Origin of the sequence: Bradyrhizobium sp. I71, from assembly GCF_022354745.1 — a bacterium.
GTDB lineage: Bacteria > Pseudomonadota > Alphaproteobacteria > Rhizobiales > Xanthobacteraceae > Bradyrhizobium > Bradyrhizobium liaoningense.
In genome coordinates this window covers 3257547-3275225 of sequence record NZ_CP059398.1, presented here as the reverse complement: position 1 = coordinate 3275225, position 17679 = coordinate 3257547, and the positions used below count along the sequence as shown (strand labels likewise).

Annotated in this window: 13 protein-coding genes and 1 pseudogene; 5 read left to right on the top strand and 9 right to left on the bottom strand. The window is 65.1% G+C overall.

The window, feature by feature from the left end; translation table 11 throughout:
- Positions 1 to 3: 3 nt before the first annotated feature.
- Together FJV43_RS15920 and FJV43_RS15915 are read right to left on the bottom strand one after the other, a co-directional pair.
- Positions 4 to 1698 carry an AMP-binding protein gene (locus tag FJV43_RS15920; RefSeq protein WP_239629435.1) on the bottom strand — a complete coding sequence of 565 codons (1695 nt, stop codon included), beginning with the start codon at positions 1696 to 1698 and terminating at the stop codon, positions 4 to 6.
- A gap of 160 nt (positions 1699 to 1858) precedes the next feature.
- Entirely contained in the window at positions 1859 to 3055 is a 1197-nt protein-coding gene (locus FJV43_RS15915) for a serine hydrolase domain-containing protein (protein WP_239628378.1), read from the bottom strand.
- Between the two features lie 351 nt (positions 3056 to 3406).
- Between FJV43_RS15915 and FJV43_RS15910 the strand changes: the two genes are divergently transcribed.
- Positions 3407 to 3727 carry a hypothetical protein gene (locus tag FJV43_RS15910; RefSeq protein ID WP_239628376.1) on the top strand — a complete coding sequence of 107 codons (321 nt, stop codon included), beginning with the start codon at positions 3407 to 3409 and terminating at the stop codon, positions 3725 to 3727.
- Positions 3728 to 3834: 107 nt separating this feature from the next.
- The gene (locus FJV43_RS15905; RefSeq protein WP_239628374.1) at positions 3835 to 5328 is read left to right on the top strand and encodes an NAD-dependent succinate-semialdehyde dehydrogenase; all 1494 of its coding nucleotides are present in this window, start codon (positions 3835 to 3837) and stop codon (positions 5326 to 5328) included.
- A 105-nt stretch (positions 5329 to 5433) separates the two neighbouring features.
- On the opposite strand, the gene FJV43_RS15900 is transcribed toward FJV43_RS15905, so the two are convergent.
- From FJV43_RS15900 to FJV43_RS15890, 3 genes are all read right to left on the bottom strand, one after another.
- Positions 5434 to 6816: a hypothetical protein gene (locus FJV43_RS15900; protein ID WP_239628373.1), complete on the bottom strand. Its 1383-nt coding sequence runs from the start codon at positions 6814 to 6816 to the stop codon at positions 5434 to 5436.
- Between the two features lie 711 nt (positions 6817 to 7527).
- Positions 7528 to 8442 carry a phosphoribosylaminoimidazolesuccinocarboxamide synthase gene (locus FJV43_RS15895; RefSeq protein ID WP_239628370.1) on the bottom strand — a complete coding sequence of 305 codons (915 nt, stop codon included), beginning with the start codon at positions 8440 to 8442 and terminating at the stop codon, positions 7528 to 7530.
- A 77-nt stretch (positions 8443 to 8519) separates the two neighbouring features.
- Positions 8520 to 9437, bottom strand: a complete 918-nt coding sequence (locus FJV43_RS15890) for a pirin family protein (RefSeq protein ID WP_239628368.1) — start codon at positions 9435 to 9437, stop codon at positions 8520 to 8522.
- A gap of 315 nt (positions 9438 to 9752) precedes the next feature.
- Between FJV43_RS15890 and FJV43_RS15885 the strand changes: the two genes are divergently transcribed.
- Positions 9753 to 10811 (top strand): AraC family transcriptional regulator, encoded by a 1059-nt coding sequence (locus tag FJV43_RS15885; RefSeq protein ID WP_239628366.1) that lies wholly within the window; start codon positions 9753 to 9755, stop codon positions 10809 to 10811.
- Between the two features lie 145 nt (positions 10812 to 10956).
- Entirely contained in the window at positions 10957 to 12426 is a 1470-nt protein-coding gene (locus tag FJV43_RS15880; protein WP_239628364.1) for a serine hydrolase, read from the top strand.
- A 94-nt stretch (positions 12427 to 12520) separates the two neighbouring features.
- Here the strand turns inward: FJV43_RS15880 and FJV43_RS15875 are convergent, their stop codons facing one another.
- A complete protein-coding gene (locus tag FJV43_RS15875; RefSeq protein ID WP_239628362.1) occupies positions 12521 to 13888 on the bottom strand; it encodes an MmgE/PrpD family protein in 1368 nt (455 codons plus the stop codon).
- A gap of 117 nt (positions 13889 to 14005) precedes the next feature.
- Between FJV43_RS15875 and FJV43_RS15870 the strand changes: the two genes are divergently transcribed.
- Positions 14006 to 15121, top strand: a complete 1116-nt coding sequence (locus FJV43_RS15870; protein ID WP_239628360.1) for an FUSC family protein — start codon at positions 14006 to 14008, stop codon at positions 15119 to 15121.
- Position 15122: 1 nt separating this feature from the next.
- Here the strand turns inward: FJV43_RS15870 and FJV43_RS15865 are convergent.
- The 3 genes and pseudogenes from FJV43_RS15865 to FJV43_RS15855 all read right to left on the bottom strand — a co-directional run bounded on the left by FJV43_RS15865 (position 15123) and on the right by FJV43_RS15855 (position 17656).
- Positions 15123 to 15774 (bottom strand): annotated as a pseudogene (locus tag FJV43_RS15865) (DsbA family protein).
- The gene (locus FJV43_RS15860) at positions 15771 to 16259 is read right to left on the bottom strand and encodes a DUF2867 domain-containing protein (protein ID WP_239628358.1); all 489 of its coding nucleotides are present in this window, start codon (positions 16257 to 16259) and stop codon (positions 15771 to 15773) included. The pseudogene FJV43_RS15865 and the gene FJV43_RS15860 overlap by 4 nt, the downstream one beginning before the upstream one ends.
- Positions 16256 to 17656: an MATE family efflux transporter gene (locus FJV43_RS15855; RefSeq protein ID WP_239628356.1), complete on the bottom strand. Its 1401-nt coding sequence runs from the start codon at positions 17654 to 17656 to the stop codon at positions 16256 to 16258. The genes FJV43_RS15860 and FJV43_RS15855 overlap by 4 nt, the downstream gene beginning before the upstream one ends.
- Between the last annotated feature and the right edge of the window lie 23 nt (positions 17657 to 17679).

The window sequence follows — 17679 nt, the reverse complement described above, 5'->3', positions numbered from 1 at the left end:
GCCTCACGCCGTCTTCGCAGCCTTCAGTCCCAGCCGCTGCTCGACTTCCTCGCGCATCAAGAACTTCTGGATCTTGCCCGTCACCGTCATCGGGAATTCGTCGACGAACTCGACGTAGCGAGGGATCTTGTTGTGGGCGATCTGGCCTTCGCAGAACGCCCGCACCTCGTCCGCCGTCATCTGTTCGCCCGATCTGACGCGGACCCAGGCGCAGAGCTCCTCACCATAGCGGCTATCCGCGACGCCGAAGATCTGCACGTCCTGGATCTTGGGGTGACGATAGAGAAACTCCTCGATCTCGCGCGGATAGAGGTTTTCGCCGCCGCGGATCACCATGTCCTTGATGCGGCCGACGATGTTGCAATAGCCCTCGTCGTCGATGGTGGCGAGGTCGCCGGTGTGCATCCAGCCGTTCGCATCGAGCACGTCGGCGGTCTTCTCGCTCTCCTCCCAATAGCCCAGCATGACGCTGTAGCCGCGGGTGCACAGCTCGCCCCGCTCGCCGCGCTTGACGATCTTGCCTTCGAGATCGACGACCTTGACCTCGACATGCGGATGGATCCGTCCGACCGTGGAGACGCGGCGCTCCAGCGGATCGTCCACCGCGCTCTGGAAGCTCACCGGGCTGGTCTCGGTCATGCCGTAGGCGATCGTGACCTCGCGCATGTTCATCTCGGTGTTGACGCGCTTCATCACCTCGATCGGGCAGGGGGCGCCGGCCATGATGCCGGTGCGCAGCGACTTCAGGTTGAAGCGGGCGAATTCGGGGTGATCGAGCTCGGCGATGAACATGGTCGGCACGCCGTAGAGCGCTGAGCATTTCTCCTGTTCAATCGTACGCAGCGTCGTGAGTGCGTCAAACCCCTCGCCGGGATAGACCATCGCGGCGCCGAGCGTGACGGAGGCGAGGTTGCCCATCACCATGCCGAAGCAATGATAGAGCGGCACCGGAATGCAGATGCGGTCCTGCTCGGTGAGGCGCATGGCCCGGCCGGTGAAATAGCCGTTGTTGAGGATGTTGTGATGGGTCAGCGTCACCCCCTTGGGCGATCCCGTCGTGCCACTGGTGAACTGGATGTTGACGGGATCGTCGAATTGCAGCTCATGGCCGAGCGCAACAAGCTGCCTGCGGTGCCGGTCGCCGCCCATGCGCGCGACCTCGTCGAAAGGAATCGTGCCGGCAGCGGAGGGGCCGCCGATCTGGATGACATTGCGCAGGGCCGGCAGCCGTGCCGCCTGCAACTGCCCAGGCTCGGCGGCCGACAGCTCCGGCAACAGCGTGTTGAGCATCTCCATGTAGTTGCTGGTCTTGAACGCGGTCGCGGTGACGATCGCGGTGCAGCCGACCTTGCGAAGCGCAAATTCCAGCTCGCTCAAGCGATAGGCGGGGTTGATCGTCACCAGGATGAGGCCGGCCTTGGCGGCCGCGAACTGGGTCAGCGTCCATTCGGGTCGGTTCAACGACCAGATTCCGATCCGTTGCCCCCGCTCGAGGCCGAGCGCGAGGAAGCCGGCGGCGAGCGCATCGACCCGCTCGGCCAATTCCGACCATGTCCATCTCACGCCATGGCTGGGCGAGATGAGGGCTTCGCGATCGCCCCAACGCTGCACAGCCCGGTCGAGGCTGTGGCCGATGGTGTCGCCGAGCAGCGGCGCGTCGGAGATGCCGCAAACGTAACTGTCCGCTTTATCGGCCAAATTGTCAGCCAAGTCGAAATCCTCTCGTCAAAATACCCAGCATGGTCTCTCAGTCGTCATGCCCGGGCTTGACCCGGGCATCCACGTCTTTGTGCCCTGCGGCTGCACGTGGATGGCCGGGACGAGCCCGGCCATGACGGGTTGGTGAGAGCCGCGCCCTTCAGGCCGCCTTCTGCCCGCTTCCAGCCGCATCCAGCCCGGCATAGACCCCGCGCTCGAAACCTGCGAAGGCCTCCAGGCATTTCGCATCCGCGAACGGCAACAGCTGCATCAGGATCACGCCGGTGACGTTGCGGGCCGGGTCGATCCAGTAATAGGTGTTGGCGAGGCCCGCCCAGGCGAGGCTGCCGGCGCTGCGGCCCTCGGCGGTCTTGGCGGTGTTGATCATGAAGCTGAGGCCCCACTTCTTCACCTGCTCCGGATAGAGATCGACGTCGTTGGTGTACATCGGCGCCGCCGTCGTCATCTTGCCCATGGCGAGATCGCCGATGTGGTTCTGACCCATGGTCGCGACGGTCTCGGCCTTCAGCACCTGGTTGCCGTTGCCGCGGCCCTTGTTGAGGATCATCTGGGTGAACTTGATGTAGTCGGCCGCGGTCGAGTAGAGGCCGCCGCCACCCATGTGGAATTCCGGCTCCTGCTCGAGCTCGAACGGGATGGCAGCCAGCTGGCCGTCCTCACCGCGCGCGTGCATGCCGACCAGGCGCTTGCGCATGTCGTCGGTGATCTTGAAGGCCGTGTCGTTCATGCCAAGCGGGTTGAACAGATTGTCGCGCAAGTAGGCATCCAGCCGCTTGCCGCTGGCGGCTTCCACGGCCTTGCCGACGAAATCGATATTGGTGCCGTATTCCCAGCGCGTGCCGGGGTCGCTCATGATCGGGGTCTTTAGTGCCGCATTCTGGCAGGTGGTGATGGCGGGGATGCCGTTCTTGTCCAGATAGACCGCGAGATCGCCGTTCCACATATTGTAGCAGAAGCCGGCGGTGTGGGTCATGAGCTGGCGCAGCGTGATCGGTCGCTTCGCCGGGCGCAGCTTCGCCTCGCCGTTGGCATCGAAGCCTTCCAGCACCTGCGGATTGGCGAGATCGGGCAGGACATCGCCGATCGGCGTATCCAGCGACAGCTTGCCCTGCTCGACCAGCTGCATTGCGCCCGCTGACGTCACCGCCTTCGTCATCGATGCGATCCAGAACACGCTGTCATCGGTCATCGCGTCGGGCTTGGACAGGTCGCGTTTGCCGAACGCGCCCTTATACAGCACGTCGTTACCGCTCGCGGCGATCGCGACGACGCCCGGAATCTCCTTGGCCTCGCTCTTCTGACGCAGAATCTCATCGATCTGTGCTTTGCTTTGCATGGCGTTTCCTCGGGTTTGATTATTGTTGGAAGTGATCGATTGTCGTCCCACATGCCCGGCGCGGCAAGCGCATCGACGCGCATGCGCCGGTCGCGATGTCGTGACTTGACGGTCTTGGTCCCACGCAGGACGACAACGGGGCTGGACGGCGACGCTCCTTTGCAATCTGCGGTAGATGCCCACGCGTCGCCCTCACCCTGGATGGGGCTCCAGGCGATAGGTTTCACGCGTTTTCGGACGCCTGAAACATTTCGTGAGCTGCCGCGTTCAGCACCCGGTCCGATCCATGGGCCGGTTAAGACTTGATGCAAATGTTGCCGCCCGAGGATGGGTGGCGAGGGGGGACCTCAGATGATTTCGACCTGGAGCGACTGGAAGCGCTATCCCCGTCAGGGACGCGGCGAGAACCTGGAGGCGCCGATTTCGCCCGGTATTTACGAGGTCCGCATCGCCGGCACCGGCGCACTCTATTCGTTCGGCGCCGTCGACAATCTGGCGCAGGCGCTGGCGCTGCTGCCGGTCGGCTCGAGGTCATGGTTCGGCCGCCGCGACACCTCTCATGTCCCCGATCTCGAATACCGGACGTGCGCGACGTCCACGAAGGCGGATGCCAAGGCCGCGGCCGAGCGCATGATCGGCCGGCGCGAGACCTATATGAGCGGCGCGGCGTAAGGCCGCTGCCAGTCTAGCTGGCATCTGACGTGCGTTGCAGGGCGGTGCATTGCGCATCGTCTGTCCCTATATTGCGGCCGATCCGATCGCCCCCAGGGAGTAACGCTATGACCCCGACTGCCGCCGCACGCGCCCCGCAAGCCACGTCCAATTTGCGCGACCGGTTGAAGGATCCGTCGCTGCTCAAGGAAGCCTGCTACATCGACGGCGCCTGGGTCGGCACGCCGGTCTTTGCCGTCAACAATCCCGCGACCGGCGTCGAGCTTGCCAAGGTTCCGCAGCTTGGTGCCGAGGAGACGACCAAGGCGGTCGAAGCCGCCGAGCGCGCCTTTCCGGCTTGGGCCAAGCACACCGCCAAGCAGCGCTCCAACATCCTGCGCAAATGGTTCGAGCTGATCGTCGCCAATCGCGAGGACCTCGCGCTCATCCTCACCTCCGAGCAGGGCAAGCCGCTCACCGAGGCGCTCGGCGAGGTCGATATCGGCGGCGCCTATGTCGAGTTCTTCGCCGAGGAGGCGAGGCGCGTCTATGGCGAGACCATCCCGACGCAGCGCCCCGATGCGCGGCTGCTCGCGATCAAGCAGCCGATCGGCGTCTGCGGCGCCATCACGCCGTGGAATTTCCCGAACTCGATGATCACGCGCAAGGTGTCCCCGGCGCTCGCCGCCGGCTGCACCGTGGTGCTGAAGCCCGCCAATGAGACGCCGCTGTCGGCGCTCGCGCTTGCCGCGCTTGCCGAGAAGGCCGGCGTGCCCAAGGGCGTCTTCAACATCGTCACCGGCGATGCTCCGCCGATCGGCAAGGTGTTGTGCGAGCATCCGGCCGTGCGCTTCGTCGGCTTCACCGGCTCGACCGCGGTCGGCAAGATCCTGTATCAGCAGGCTTCGGTCGGCGTGAAGCGGCTCGGCCTCGAGCTGGGCGGCAATGCGCCGTTCGTGGTGTTCGACGACGCCGACATTGACGCCGCGGTCGAAGGTGCCGTCGTCTCGAAATACCGCAACATGGGCCAGACCTGCGTCTGCGCCAACCGCCTCTACGCCCAGGACAAGATCTACGACGAGTTCGTGCAGAAGCTCTCGAAGAAGGTCGCGGCGATGAAGATCGGCGACGGCACCGAGAGCGGCGTCACCCAGGGGCCGCTGATCAACATGAAGGCCGTCGACAAGGTCGAGCGCCACATCGCCGATGCCGTGAAGCGCGGCGCCAAGGTCGTCACCGGCGGCAAGCGCAGCGAGCTCGGACGCTCCTTCTTCGAGCCGACGGTGCTGGCCGACGTCAAGCCGGACTCCCTGGTGGCGCAGGAGGAAACCTTCGGCCCGCTCGCACCTGTCATCCGCTTCAAGGACGAAGCCGATGTGATTGCGATGTGCAACGCCTCGCCGTTCGGCCTGGCCTCCTACTTCTATTCCCGCGATCTCGGCCGCGTCTGGCGCGTTGCCGAGGCGCTGGAGTCGGGCATGGTCGGCGTCAACACCGGCCTCATCACGACGGAGGTCGCGCCCTTCGGCGGCGTCAAGGAGAGCGGCCTCGGGCGCGAAGGCTCGCATCACGGCATGGAAGAATATGTCGAGATCAAATACGTGATGATGGCGGGGGTGTAGCCCCCGGCCTCTGTGCCGCTACCTTCGCCTTTCACGACCCGCATTTTTTCGCCGGCCGGCACACGCGCGGCCGTCGAAGGGGGATCAGCTAGGGCTTCACGCCAATCACGCCTTCGCAGCAACGTACCCGTAAAAATTCATAAGAAAGTCCTTGGTGGCGAGGGGCTTTATGGTGCCGGTTTTATTCGGGTGCGGGATCTCGTAATCTCCATTGCCCCATGAGAAAACCTTCGCCTTCACGTACCCGTTCGCGACCTGTATCTTCTCGCGCAGCACGACCCAGTGCATCGTGAACGCGGAGCCTTTATCGGACTGATCATCATAGTCCGTCATATTGGCGCTTATGAAGAGGCATACGCGATACCCCTTGTCGAGCAGGGTGTTGGCTTCGTTTACATCGGCGATGCCTTTGTTGAATCGCGAAATGTTGGTATTCTCGCGCACGTCCCGGTATCCGGCCTTGCGGAACCATTGCTCCATCTCGCTCGGCAGGGTGACGCCGGCAAGATCGCTGATTCTGCCCGTGTCGTCGAAATCGAGGAACCAATTCTCTGAATCGCGTATGGAGGCGCACGTCAGCCAATCGACGTGGTCCAGCGACCAGGGCGGCGTGTAGTTCCTCACATCCTTTCCCGGCTTGATTAGCAGGCGGCCAAGAGGCGCCTGTCCCTTCTGATACAGGTCGATCGCGAACCGCGCGTAGTGCCCTGGCTTATCGGATGCGTAGCTGAACATCAGCGCGGAGGGCCCGCACAGACTTCCCTGATCCTGATCGATGAGGCTCGGCTTCGCGATGCGCCTGAGAATACCTATGCCGACGCGGTGCGGGTCGAGCTTCGGAAAGAACGTGGTCCTCGTGTTCTTGAGGAAATCGCAGACCATTTCTGCGGCGAGTTTCTTGTGATCCGAATTGAGGTCGTACGGTCCGATCCCAAGCCACTTCTTCTGTTCGTCGCCGACGAAGAGGTTGATGAGCTTTTTCGAAGTAGCGGAGAGCGTTCTGGAGGTGTTCGCAATGGTGAGCAGGTCGTCCAGCTCGAATGCGGTGACCATGCCGTCCGTGACGGTGGCCCGGATGATATCGACCACCTCCGCGTAATCCAGCTTCAAATCGTCGGCGATGCCTTTGCTAAGTGCAGCATTGACGGAAGGAGTAGCGACGGCATCCCACTGGCCCCTTTGCGGGGCGGGCTTGGCAGCCGCCTTTGTCGACAGTTCAACGAGCCGCTTGAATGTCGGACCTGTAGGCCGAATGTAACCGTCAGGCGTGCCGGGAAAGTTCTTCTTTTGGAAATACAGAATCGAGGTGTAGAGGCTCTCGCTGGCGTGACCGGTCACGACCAGCTGCGGTTTGAGCATGTTCTCAGCACCACCGTCGGAAATGGAGATCTTGTTGAGCAGCGAAATGACCAACTCCTGGTCCTTTTTCCAGTTCTGGCAGCTTCGACCCGTCGCCGCGAACCGTCCGACTTTATCTTTCAGCTGCATATGGCGTCTCCTGGGATACCAAAATGCTGCCTCGAACCTTCTGACATGCGGCCGGCTGAGGCAGGCGCTGTGCCAACTCTTCTGCTGTAGAATGTTGGTCGCACCTGCCGGCCTTTGTGTTCACTCGCAAGGGCAGCGGCTGTCCTGCTGTAACTTTCACTAGTGCGTGATGGCTGCCATTCTTTCTCATGCTGTTTGGCCCGGTGAGCCGAACTGATAAGGCCGGCATCTTCGTCGGCAATGCCGCAGACGAGCATCGCGCCACGCGCCAGCCAAGTTCGTCTCACCTGCTGATCCGGCAGCCGCTGAACGGGAGCCCATGGTGGGCAGGCGTGATTGCGATCTGGCGAATCTACTGCTGGCAATGAATGCGGATGACGCTGGTCACTTACACGGGTCTTCTGGTGACGCCGGTGATCGGTCTCCTGCTTTGCCACCCCAAGTACCTTGGCGGCATGATGACGCTGGGCGAAGTGGTTCAGGCTTCAGCGGCATTCGTCGTGGTCCAGACCGTTCAACTGGTTCACGGACAATTATGCCAAGCTCGCGGAATGGACCGCATCCGCCAACCGTGTTGCCGAACTCCTGCTGGCTCTGGATGCGGATCACGCGGCCGGCGATGAAGCGCGTCATCGGTCGATCCCTGCCAAACGCATCGTACCGTCGGACGCCTGAGACGAGCGCGTCGCGCCGGGACGACAAAGATGCGCGCTAGATCTTCAGCTCTGTCCCCGTCACCCGCCGATACGCTTCCAGATATCGTTTGCTGGTCGCATCGACGACGCTGGCCGGCAGCGGCGGCGGCGGGGCGTCGCCGTTCCAGCGGCCGGCGCGGCGTTCGACGTCGAGATAGTCGCGGAGCGGCTGCTTGTCGAAGCTCGCCTGCGGCTGGCCGGGCTTGTAGGCGTCCACCGCCCAGAAGCGCGAGGAATCCGGCGTCATCACCTCGTCGATCAGGATGATGCGGTCGTCCTTGTCGCGGCCGAACTCGAACTTGGTGTCGGCGATGATGATGCCCTGCTCCCGCGCCAGCTCCTCGCCGAGCGTGTAGATCGCGCGCGTCATGCTCTCCAGCGTGTAGGCGACCTCGTCGCCGACCACTTCGCGCATCTTCGCGATGGTGATGTTCTCGTCATGGCCGCTCTCGGCCTTGGTCGCCGGGCTGAAGATCGCGGGCTCCAGCTTCTCGCTCTCGACGAGACCGGCCTTCAGCTTTTCGCCGGCCAGCGTGCCGCTCGCGGCATATTCCTTCCAGGCGGAGCCCGAGAGATAGCCGCGGATCACGCATTCGATGGGGAATACGGTGGTCCGCTTGCACAGCATGGCGCGGCCGAGGATCTCGGCGCGGTGCGGTTTCAACGCCGGCACGGCCGCGACGATCTCGTCGGTGTCCGCGCTGATCATGTGATGCGGCACCACGCCTTCGAGCTCGTTGAACCAGAACGCGCTGATCTGCGTCAGCACGGCGCCCTTCATCGGGATGGTCTCGGCCATCACCACGTCGAAGGCGCTGATGCGGTCGGTGGTGACGAGCAGCAGACGGTCATCGTCGACGGCGTAGATATCGCGCACCTTGCCGCGTCCGATCTTGGGCAGGGGCAGGTCGCTGGAGAGCATGGTGGACATCGGTATGGCTTTCGCAGGCAGGGCCTTCAGGCAATGAACCGGCCGCGCCGGATGGCGCAGCCGGAAACCCGATTAGCCTATTCCGGCAGCGGAATGAACTCGTGTTCCTGCGGAACTGCGGCGAAGCGGCCGGTTTTCCAGTCCTGCTTGGCCTGCTCGATCCGCTCCTTGCTGGAGGAGACGAAATTCCACCAGATGTGGCGCGGGCCTTCCAGCGCATCGCCGCCGAGAAACATCATCCGCGTCGCCTTGAGCGCCTTCACGGTGATGCGGTCGCCGGGCCGGAAGATCAGGAGCCGCGGCCCCTCGTAACGTTCGTTCGCGATCTCGACCTCGCCCTCCACCACGTAGATCGCGCGCTCCTCATGATCAGGATCGAGCGGCACGATCGCGCCCGCGGCTGCCGTGACCTCGGTGTAGAACCAGGGCGACACCATCGTGACGGGCGAGGCGATGCCGAAGGACGAGCCCGCGATCACGCGTGCGGTAAAATCGCGCTCGGAGATCATCGGCAGTTCGCCCGCGGCGTAGTGCTGGAACGACGGCGCGATCTCTTCCGATCCGGCCGGCAGCGCGATCCAGCTCTGCAATCCCAGCATCTTCTGGCCCGAGGCGCGCTGCGCATCCGGCGTGCGTTCGGAGTGCGCGATGCCGCGGCCGGCCGTCATCAGATTCATCGCCCCCGGCGCGATCTCCTGGACGTTGCCCTCGCTGTCGCGATGCATGATCGCGCCGTCGAACAGATAGGTGACGGTGGCAAGCCCGATATGCGGATGCGGCCGCACGTCCATGCCCTTGCCCGAGACGAACTGCACCGGGCCGAAATGGTCGAAGAAGATGAAGGGCCCCACCATCTGCCGCTTGCCGTGCGGCAGCGCCCGCCGCACCGCGAATCCGTCGCCGAGATCGCGCGTCCGCGGCACGATGACGAGATCGAGCGCATCGCAGGACATGGGATCGCCGAGCACGGGATCGTTCGAGGGTTGCCAGCTCATGGGTGGGACTCCTTTTGACTTTCTTGGACGCGAGCTTAGCAGGAATCTGCGGCGTCGTCGCGGCAAAGCCCGGACAAGACGTCGTGTCGCAATGAGGCCTCATATTCCGCTGTCATCGCCCGCGAAGGCGGGCGATCCAGTACGCCGCAGCCTCTCGATTCATCACTGCTGTCTCGGATTGCTGGATCGCCCGGTCAAGCCGGGCGATGACAGCGGTGGAGGTGGCTCTAGGCGTGGCATGCGGATGGTCCTTGAAAAACCTGGCGCAACCAACGATGTTTGGCGGCCTTCAACTGCGACCGATCGCACCACCCGATGACCCTTGCCGCAACCGAGCTCGCCTTTCGCGCCGCCAGCGTCGCGCTGTTGCTGGTGCTGGCGGCGTCATTGCTCTCCGACTTCCGCAAGGTGCTGGCAGCCCGCCTCGGCGCGGCCTTCGCGCTCGGCTCGGCCGCGCATGCGGCGAGCTATTCGATCGGCGTATCGTCGCTGGTCCCGGCGTGGCATGCACCGCTGATTGCGCTCTCGACTGGCAACATCGTGGTGTTCTGGTTGTTCACGCGTGCGCTGTTCGATGACGAATTTCGCCTGCAATCGTGGCACGGGTTGATCTGGGCGGCAGTGACTGCCTTCAGCCTTGTCGGGTGTCTCTGGATCGCACCCGGCGGGAACACGCGCTTCTCCGTGATCGCAGTCGATTTGATCGTGCTCGGTTTCATCGCGCTCGCGGTGGTGCAGACGATCGCCTCGTGGTCGGCTGACCTGGTCGAGCGCCGCCGCAATGTTCGTGTCTTCATCGTCTGTGCCGCCGCGCTCTATGGCGGGTTGAATGCGGTTCTCCAGATTGCCGTCGCCGGGAGCGAGGTCGGCGATGTCGCCAACACGATCAATGCCGGTGTGCTCGCCTGCATCGTTGCGGCCATTGCCTATGCGATGATGCGCGTCGACGGCGCCGATCTGTTTCCGATGTCAACGTCCGCGCCGGCGATTCTGGCCCAACCCGGGAGGGCCGATGAATCCGCTGACCGGAAACTCATCGATGCCCTGATGCGCCTGATGGCGGACGAGCGCATCTATCGCCAGGAGAACATCACCATCGGCGTGCTGGCGGGCCGGCTCAAGATTCCCGAGTACCGCCTGCGCCGGCTGATCAACCAGCAGCTCGGCTATCGCAACTTCAGTGTGTTCCTGAACAATCACCGGATCGAGGAGGCCAAGGCCGCGCTCGCCGATCCCGCCCAGGCCGCGGTCCCCGTCATCACCATTGCCATGGACGCCGGCTTCCAGTCGCTCGGACCGTTCAACCGCGCCTTCAAGGCCGTGACCGGCGTGACACCGACGGAATATCGGCGGCTGAAGGTAAATGCGGTCTGATTCATAGGTTATTGTAATATCGAGGCAATTTCAGAATCGGCGAGCCGCGATACAGTTTCCGGCAGGCCATTTTCCAAATCCGGCGAGCGCGCCTCAGCCGGCTCCGGCTTCCTTCCTGCATGCCCCCAAGCCGGAGAGAAAAGCTGTGACCCGCCGCCGCAAGATCGTCCTCCTCACCGCCACCATCGCCGCTGCCGGTATCGCGCTCGGCGCCGCCCGTGCCCGCGACGTCCCGAAGGTGGCCACCGGCTTCGTCGCGGACATTCTCTGCGCGGAGACGTTCGTCTCCGGACTCGATCCGGAGCGCAACTTTGCCGAGACCAACGATGCCATGCCCGGGACCGGCCTGATCGCCTGGGCGATGGACTACCGGGTCGACCGCGTCCGCAAGGATGTCACGGTGACGTTGTTCGGCATCGGCCGCAGCCACGCTGTCTATCGCGAGGGCCTGGGCTGCACCCTCGAGCACGGCGCAGGCGTTACCGTCGTCGAGCCGCCTGCAGACGACGGGCAGCCGGCATTGTTGCCCGAGATCGCCGCCCCCGCGATCGTGCCGCCGCAAAGTCCCGAGCTTGCCGCCGCGCTGGACCGTGCCTTCACCGAACCCGCGCAGCGGCCCCACCGCCGCACCCGCGCCATCGTCGTGATGAAGGCCGGTCGCATCATCGCCGAGCGCTACGCCGACGGCATTGGACCTGAGACGCCGCTGCTCGGCTTCTCCATGACGAAGTCGGTGATCTCGGCCTTGATCGGCGTGCTGGTGCGCCAGGGCAAGCTCAGGCTCGATGGGCCCGCGCCGGTCGTCGCCTGGAAAGATCCTGATGATCCGCGCCATGCCATCACCGTCGATCAGCTGCTGCGTCACACCGCGGGGCTTGCGCTCGGCAGCTCGCTGCAGGCCTCGCTCGGCTCGGCGTTCGAGCCGGTCAACCGGATGAAGTTCGTGGAGACCGACATGGCCGCCTATGCCGAGACCGTCCCGCTCGAGACCGCGCCGGGCACGGCGTGGAACTATCACGACGGCAACATCCTCATCCTCTCGCATCTGATCCGCAACGCCACCGGCGGCAACCCCGCTGACGCGCTCCGCTTCGCACGCCGCGAATTGTTCGGCCCGCTCGGCATGCGCGATGTCGTGCTCCAGCTCGACGGCTCGGGCACGATCGAAGGATCGAGCGAGATGCTGGCCTCCACACGCGACTGGGCGCGCTTCGGCCAGCTCTATCTCAATGACGGCGTCGCCGGCAGCAAGCGCATCCTCCCTGAGGGCTGGGTGAGCTACACGGCCACGCCCACGCCGAACGCGTGGGTCGGCATCGGCGCCGGCTTCTGGATCAACCACGGCGACAGTTTTGGCGCGAAGTTTCGCGTGGAGCACGGCTGGCCGCGCGATGCCTTCTTCGCCAAGGGCACGATCGGGCAATACACCATCGTGATCCCGTCGGAGAAGCTGGTGATCGTGCGGCTCGGCCGCTCGCCGAATGCGCCGCCGGAAGCGGACGGCGTGTTCGATCTCGTGCGCGATGTGGTGGCGGCCACGCGCGCCATCTCTTCTCCCTCTCCCCGCTTGCGGGGAGAGGGTTGGGGTGAGGGGGAGTCTCCGCAAGGGAGGTGACAATTGGACTCGCGGAGAATCCCCCTCACCCGGAATCCAAGCTGCGCTTGGATTCCGGCCTCTCCCCGCAAGCGGGGAGAGGCGAAGAGATCCACTACCTTCCCAATTCCGTCGCCTGCGCCACGCGATCGAACCGCTCCAGCGTCATGATCGCGTCCGCGAATTTCTCCGCGCGCGCGTTCAGCACCGGGCGGGCCAGCGTCAGGAATTTCTGCTGCATCGCCTGCGTGTCCGGGAACGAGGTCGGCTCGCCGGAGGGATCGGCATAGAGCCGCTCATGCACGCCGTCGTCCGTGGTGATGCTGACGCGGGCACCGAACGGGTGGGTGCGGCCGATCTCGAGCCGGTCGTCCTGCACCACGTCGAACTTGTCGGCGAGCGCGTCGATCGCGGCATCGCCCAGGCGGTTGTAATCGTCCCAGCCGAACGAGCCCTGGTCGAGCGCGAGCGCGCCGGTGAAGAACATCGAGAACTGGCCGCCGACGATCGAGCGCGGGTGGCGCTTGGTCGCTGCATCCCCGGTCAGCGTGATGCCGTTGCGGTGCAGGCCGATCTCGACGCGCTTGACCTGGTCCGGCGTCAGATTGTGCTCGCGCCGCATCGCGATCAGCGCGTCGATCGCGGCATGGGTGTAGCGGCAGCTCGGATAGGGCTTCACGCCGATCTTCATGGTCTCGTAGGTCTTGCCGAGCTCGGCGACCGCCTTGTCCGGATGCGCGTCGTCGGTGTAGCCGGCGAGCAGACCGTGCTTGCCCTCGACCGATTCCGTCGCGCCGACGAAATCGTTGCGCGCCAGCGTCGCGGCGATCACGCCGTTCATCGCGGCGGCGCCGACCTGGTAGCGCTTGTTCCAGGCGCCGTTGACCAGAAATTGCAGCGAGCCCGCGGCCTGGCTGCCGGAGACTCCGAACGCGGCGATGAGCTGCTTCTCGCTGAGGCCGAACAGCTTGCCGGCCGCCGCGGCCGCGCCATAGGTGCCGGCCGTCGCGGTCGGGTGGAATCCGCGCGCATAATGCGAGGTCGGGTCGAGCGCGTTGCCGAGCCGGCAGCAGACCTCATAACCCGCAACGATCGCGGTCAGCACGTCACGGCCGGACGCGCCGACCATCTCGCCGACGGCGAAGGCGGCAGGAACCACCGGCGCGCTCGGATGCAGCGAGGAATCGGCGTGGGTGTCGTCGAAGTCGAGGGAATGGCCGAGCGCGCCGTTGAGCAGCGCCGCGACCGCCGGAGTCCAGGTCTTGCTGTCGCCGAACACGGTCGATTCGCCCTTGGTGTCGAGCGCCAGCGCCTCCAGCATTTTCATCATCGACGGGGTCGATTCGGCCTCGCGTCGCGCCCGGATCGCGCTGCCGAGGAAGTCCAGCGTCAGCACTTTTGCGCGATCCAGCACTTCCGCCGGAATATCCTGGTATTTCAGGTTGAAGACATAGGCGGCGAGCGTTGCGGTTTCGTGGGCCATCGTGTTTCCTCGTTTTGGCGCGCAAGTTAGGCGGGCTGATTTGGCCTTTCAAGCGGCCTTGGGGCTGCGGGCATCAGCCATGCTTTTGCTTGGCTTCCAGGACGGACCGGGACTTCGATGGCACTCAAAAATGAGCTGTTCGACCATATCAGGTCGCGGCGGACGCAATTGGGGCTGGCGATCCGGGTCACGGTGGCCGCGGCCGCGGCCTATGCGATCGCGACCGCGCTGCATCTGTTGCTGCCACTCTGGGCGGTGCTGACCTCCCTGATCGTGACCCAGATGAGTGTTGGCCGCTCGCTGAAGGCAACGCGCGACTACATGCTCGGCACCATCGGCGGCGCCGTCTATGGCGGCGCCATTGCGATCCTGATCCCTTATTCCAGCGAAGCCGGTCTGCTGGGGCTTCTGGTTCTCTCCGTCGCCCCGCTCGCCTTCATCGCCGCGATCAATCCGAGCCTCAGCGCGGCCACGGTCACCGCGGTGATCGTGCTCCTGGTCCCGACCATGCACCACTCCGATCCCATGACCTCGGCGATCGATCGGGTCAGCGAGGTCGCGGTCGGCGCCGTTACGGGGCTGCTCGTTTCGTTCCTGGTGCTGCCCTCGCGCGCAGTGCGGCAGATCCGCGCCTCCGCGGCGACGCTGCTCGAATTGATCGCGGATGCTTTCACCGAGCTGCTCGCGGGCCTCACGCGCGGCCGCGACAACGACGCGCTGCACCGGATCCAGGACGGCATCGGCACCGCCATGGTCAGCCTCAACGCGATCGGCTCCGAGGCCGAACGCGAGCGCGCCGCGCGCCTGTCGAGCGGCCCGGACACGGGTCCCCTGCTGCGAACCATCCTGCGGCTGCGCCATGACGTCGTGATGATCGGCCGGGCCACCGTGGTGCCGCTGCCCGCCGACGTGCAGACGCGGCTCGCAGGCCCGCTGGCGGAAGTCTCGACCGTGATCGCGCGTTTCCTGCGTTCGGCCGCGGCGGCCTTGCGCGAAGGCGCGGGCGCGCCGCCGATCCATCCCGTCCACGTCGCGCTCCAGCATTACGCCGAGGCGGTCGCGTCTGTACGCCATGACGGCCTGATTCGCGGCCAGCCCGGCGACACCGCCGAGCGCTTCTTCGCACTCGGTTTCTCGCTGGAGCAGATGCACCAGAATCTGTGCGATCTCGATCGCGTCGTCGGGGAGTGGTCGGAGGCGGCCGCGGGCAAGTCTGCGCGGGTAGCAGGGTGAGCTACCGCTTCGCCAACCCCTTGCCCTGCATGCGCCAGACCAGGAGATCGATGCGGTCCTGGCCGAAGAACGGCTCGTTCTCGAACACGAAGGTCGGCACGCCCCAATGGCCTGAGGCCGCGTGGTCCTTCTCGTTCTCCGCAATCACCCGCTCGTAGCGGTCCGGATCGGCGGTGATCGCGGCATCCATGGCGGCGAGATCGAAGCCGGCCGCCGCGGCGGCGCGTGCGAGGTGGTCGCCTTCGTTCCATCCTGCCACTGAGCCGTCCCATAGTACGCGCGCGATCGCGGAGGTGAACACGAGCGAGCGGCCTTCGAGCTGCGCCATGGCGCCCAGCCGGGTCAGGCGATGGATGTAGGGCTGCTCGGCCGCGACCTCCAGCGTCGTCATGTTCTGCACGATCGGGTCGGGCCGGGGAAAGCGGAACGGAATGCCCTCGTATTCCGCCACGCGGGTGGAATCGCGGACAACGTAGCAGTGCGAACTGCGGGTTGGCTTTCTTGAAGAAGCCGGGCACGCGCACCGCGAGCGGATAGACGGGACGCAGGTTCACCGCGAGATCATAGTCTTCGACGAGCTTCAGCGTCTTGGGCAGCGCCAGATAGCTGTAGGGGCTGCGGAAGGAGAAGAAGAGATCGACTGACAAGGTCATCGCGCCGGCTCCACGATCCGTACCATCATGCTGCGGACCACCAGCTTGTGAAAAGGCATGATGAGGATGAGATAGGTCCGTCCGAGCAGGTTATGTGTCCGCACCAGCGTCGTCGAGGTCACCCGACGGCTCGCGGCATTGCCCTCCACGTCGACCACGATGCGGAAGTCGAGGTGAGAATCGTCGAAGCCCGCGACCAGCCGCTCGGGCGTTTCACTCAGCACCGGAAACAGACCGATCATGCCGCCGGGCGCCGGCGCGCCCTCGCCCGATGTCTTCAGCCCGAACGGCCTCACCAGAATGTTGCGCAGGCGCAGCAGCGCGTCGATCCAGCGTGGCCCGTCCAGCACCATCCTGGTGCAGGCCTCGCGGGCGTTCACAGCCGCCGCGCCGACTTCCACGCGAAACGCGTCGATGAACTGGGCGCCGGCCAGCACTGCACTGGCGTCGACCTCCGGCGTGACTTCGCGGACCATCCCGATCATCCCGCCAATCTGCGCGTCAGCATCCGGAAGCGCAAGATCAGCAGGCCGGCATAGACGAACGTGCCGATCGAGAATCCGATCCAGACTCCGACCGCGCCGAGCCCGGCATTGAACGCCAGCACCCAGGCGATGGGAAAGGCGATGCCCCAATAGCCGATCGCCGCGAACAGCAGCGTCATCCTGGTGTCGTTGATGCCGCGCAGCGCGCCGCCCATGATGGTCTGGAGGCCGTCGGCGATGAAGAAGGTGGCGCCGACCACCAGCAGTGTCGCGGTCAGTTCGACGGTGGCCGCGCTTTCGCTGCCGGCGCCGAAGAACAGCCGGCCGAGCTGGTAGCGCCCGATGATGATGGCGATCGTCAGCGCGGACACCAGCGCGACGCCGAGCACGGCCGCGGCGAGCCCTGCACGCTTCACGGCCGCGGCATCACCGCGGCCGAAGGCATGGCCGACCCGCACCGTCGCCGCCATGCCGATGCCGAGCGGCACCATGAACAGCACGGCCGTGACCTGGAGCGCGATCTGGTGCGCGGCAATCGCGGCGGTCGAGATCAGTCCCATCAGCAGTGCCGCCGATGAGAACAGGCCATATTCCAGCAACAGCGAAAACGAGATCGGCGCGCCGATCGCAATGAGCTGGCGCATCAAGGGCCAGTCGATCCGCCACAGACGGGCGAGCGGACGGTAGTCCGCAAACGGCTTGCGCAGCCCGGCGATGGCGAGTGCCGCGATGAAGGTGCCGAGATTGACCAGCGTGGTCGCGAGCCCCGCGCCGAACAGGCCGAGCTCCGGCAGGCCGAACAGGCCGTGGATCAGGGCATAGACCAGCGCGGCATTGACGGGAATCGCCGCGACCGTGATCCACAATGGCGCCTGCGGCCGGTTCACCGCGCTCATCATGCCACGCAGGGCGATGAAGCCGAGCGCCGGTGCAATGCCCCAGGCAAGTCCATTCAGGTAGTGTTGGGCGAGGCTGGCCGAATGCGGCGCCTGTCCGAGCGCGAGCAGGATCTGCTCGCCATAGAGCGGCGAAGCCATCATCGGCAGCGAGATCAGCAGCGCGACCCAAAGCCCGACGCGCAAGGAGCGGCGGATCAGCCTGACGTCGCCGGCGCCGAACGCCTGTGCCACCAGCGGCGACACGGCGGACGTCAATCCGAGCCCGAAGGTGAAGCTGACGAAATAGACCGTATGGGCCAGCGCCGCCGCGGCCACCGCATCCTCGCCGAGCCGCCCGATCATCGCGAGATCGGTGGTGATCATCGCGATCTGCCCGAGCTGCGTCAGCATCAACGGCACGGCGAGGCGCAGCGTCTCGACGAATTCTTGCGCGAGATGGTTTGGCGGCGCATCCGAGCGTGCCCGGTACGGCTGTTTGGTATCCACAAGATCAGTCATGGCAGGGGGCATAGCAGCCCCGA

What these genes read in the sequence shown, in the direction of transcription:
- FJV43_RS15915 (WP_239628378.1), bottom strand. Translation starts at nt 3,055, where the DNA reads ATGCAAAGCAAAGCACAGATCGATGAGATTCTGCGTCAGAAGAGCGAG.
- FJV43_RS15910 (WP_239628376.1), top strand. Translation starts at nt 3,407, where the DNA reads ATGATTTCGACCTGGAGCGACTGGAAGCGCTATCCCCGTCAGGGACGC.
- FJV43_RS15905 (WP_239628374.1), top strand. Translation starts at nt 3,835, where the DNA reads ATGACCCCGACTGCCGCCGCACGCGCCCCGCAAGCCACGTCCAATTTG.
- FJV43_RS15900 (WP_239628373.1), bottom strand. Translation starts at nt 6,816, where the DNA reads ATGCAGCTGAAAGATAAAGTCGGACGGTTCGCGGCGACGGGTCGAAGC.
- FJV43_RS15895 (WP_239628370.1), bottom strand. Translation starts at nt 8,442, where the DNA reads ATGTCCACCATGCTCTCCAGCGACCTGCCCCTGCCCAAGATCGGACGC.
- FJV43_RS15890 (WP_239628368.1), bottom strand. Translation starts at nt 9,437, where the DNA reads ATGAGCTGGCAACCCTCGAACGATCCCGTGCTCGGCGATCCCATGTCC.
- FJV43_RS15885 (WP_239628366.1), top strand. Translation starts at nt 9,753, where the DNA reads ATGACCCTTGCCGCAACCGAGCTCGCCTTTCGCGCCGCCAGCGTCGCG.
- FJV43_RS15875 (WP_239628362.1), bottom strand. Translation starts at nt 13,888, where the DNA reads ATGGCCCACGAAACCGCAACGCTCGCCGCCTATGTCTTCAACCTGAAA.
- FJV43_RS15870 (WP_239628360.1), top strand. Translation starts at nt 14,006, where the DNA reads ATGGCACTCAAAAATGAGCTGTTCGACCATATCAGGTCGCGGCGGACG.
- FJV43_RS15860 (WP_239628358.1), bottom strand. Translation starts at nt 16,259, where the DNA reads ATGATCGGGATGGTCCGCGAAGTCACGCCGGAGGTCGACGCCAGTGCA.
- FJV43_RS15855 (WP_239628356.1), bottom strand. Translation starts at nt 17,656, where the DNA reads ATGACTGATCTTGTGGATACCAAACAGCCGTACCGGGCACGCTCGGAT.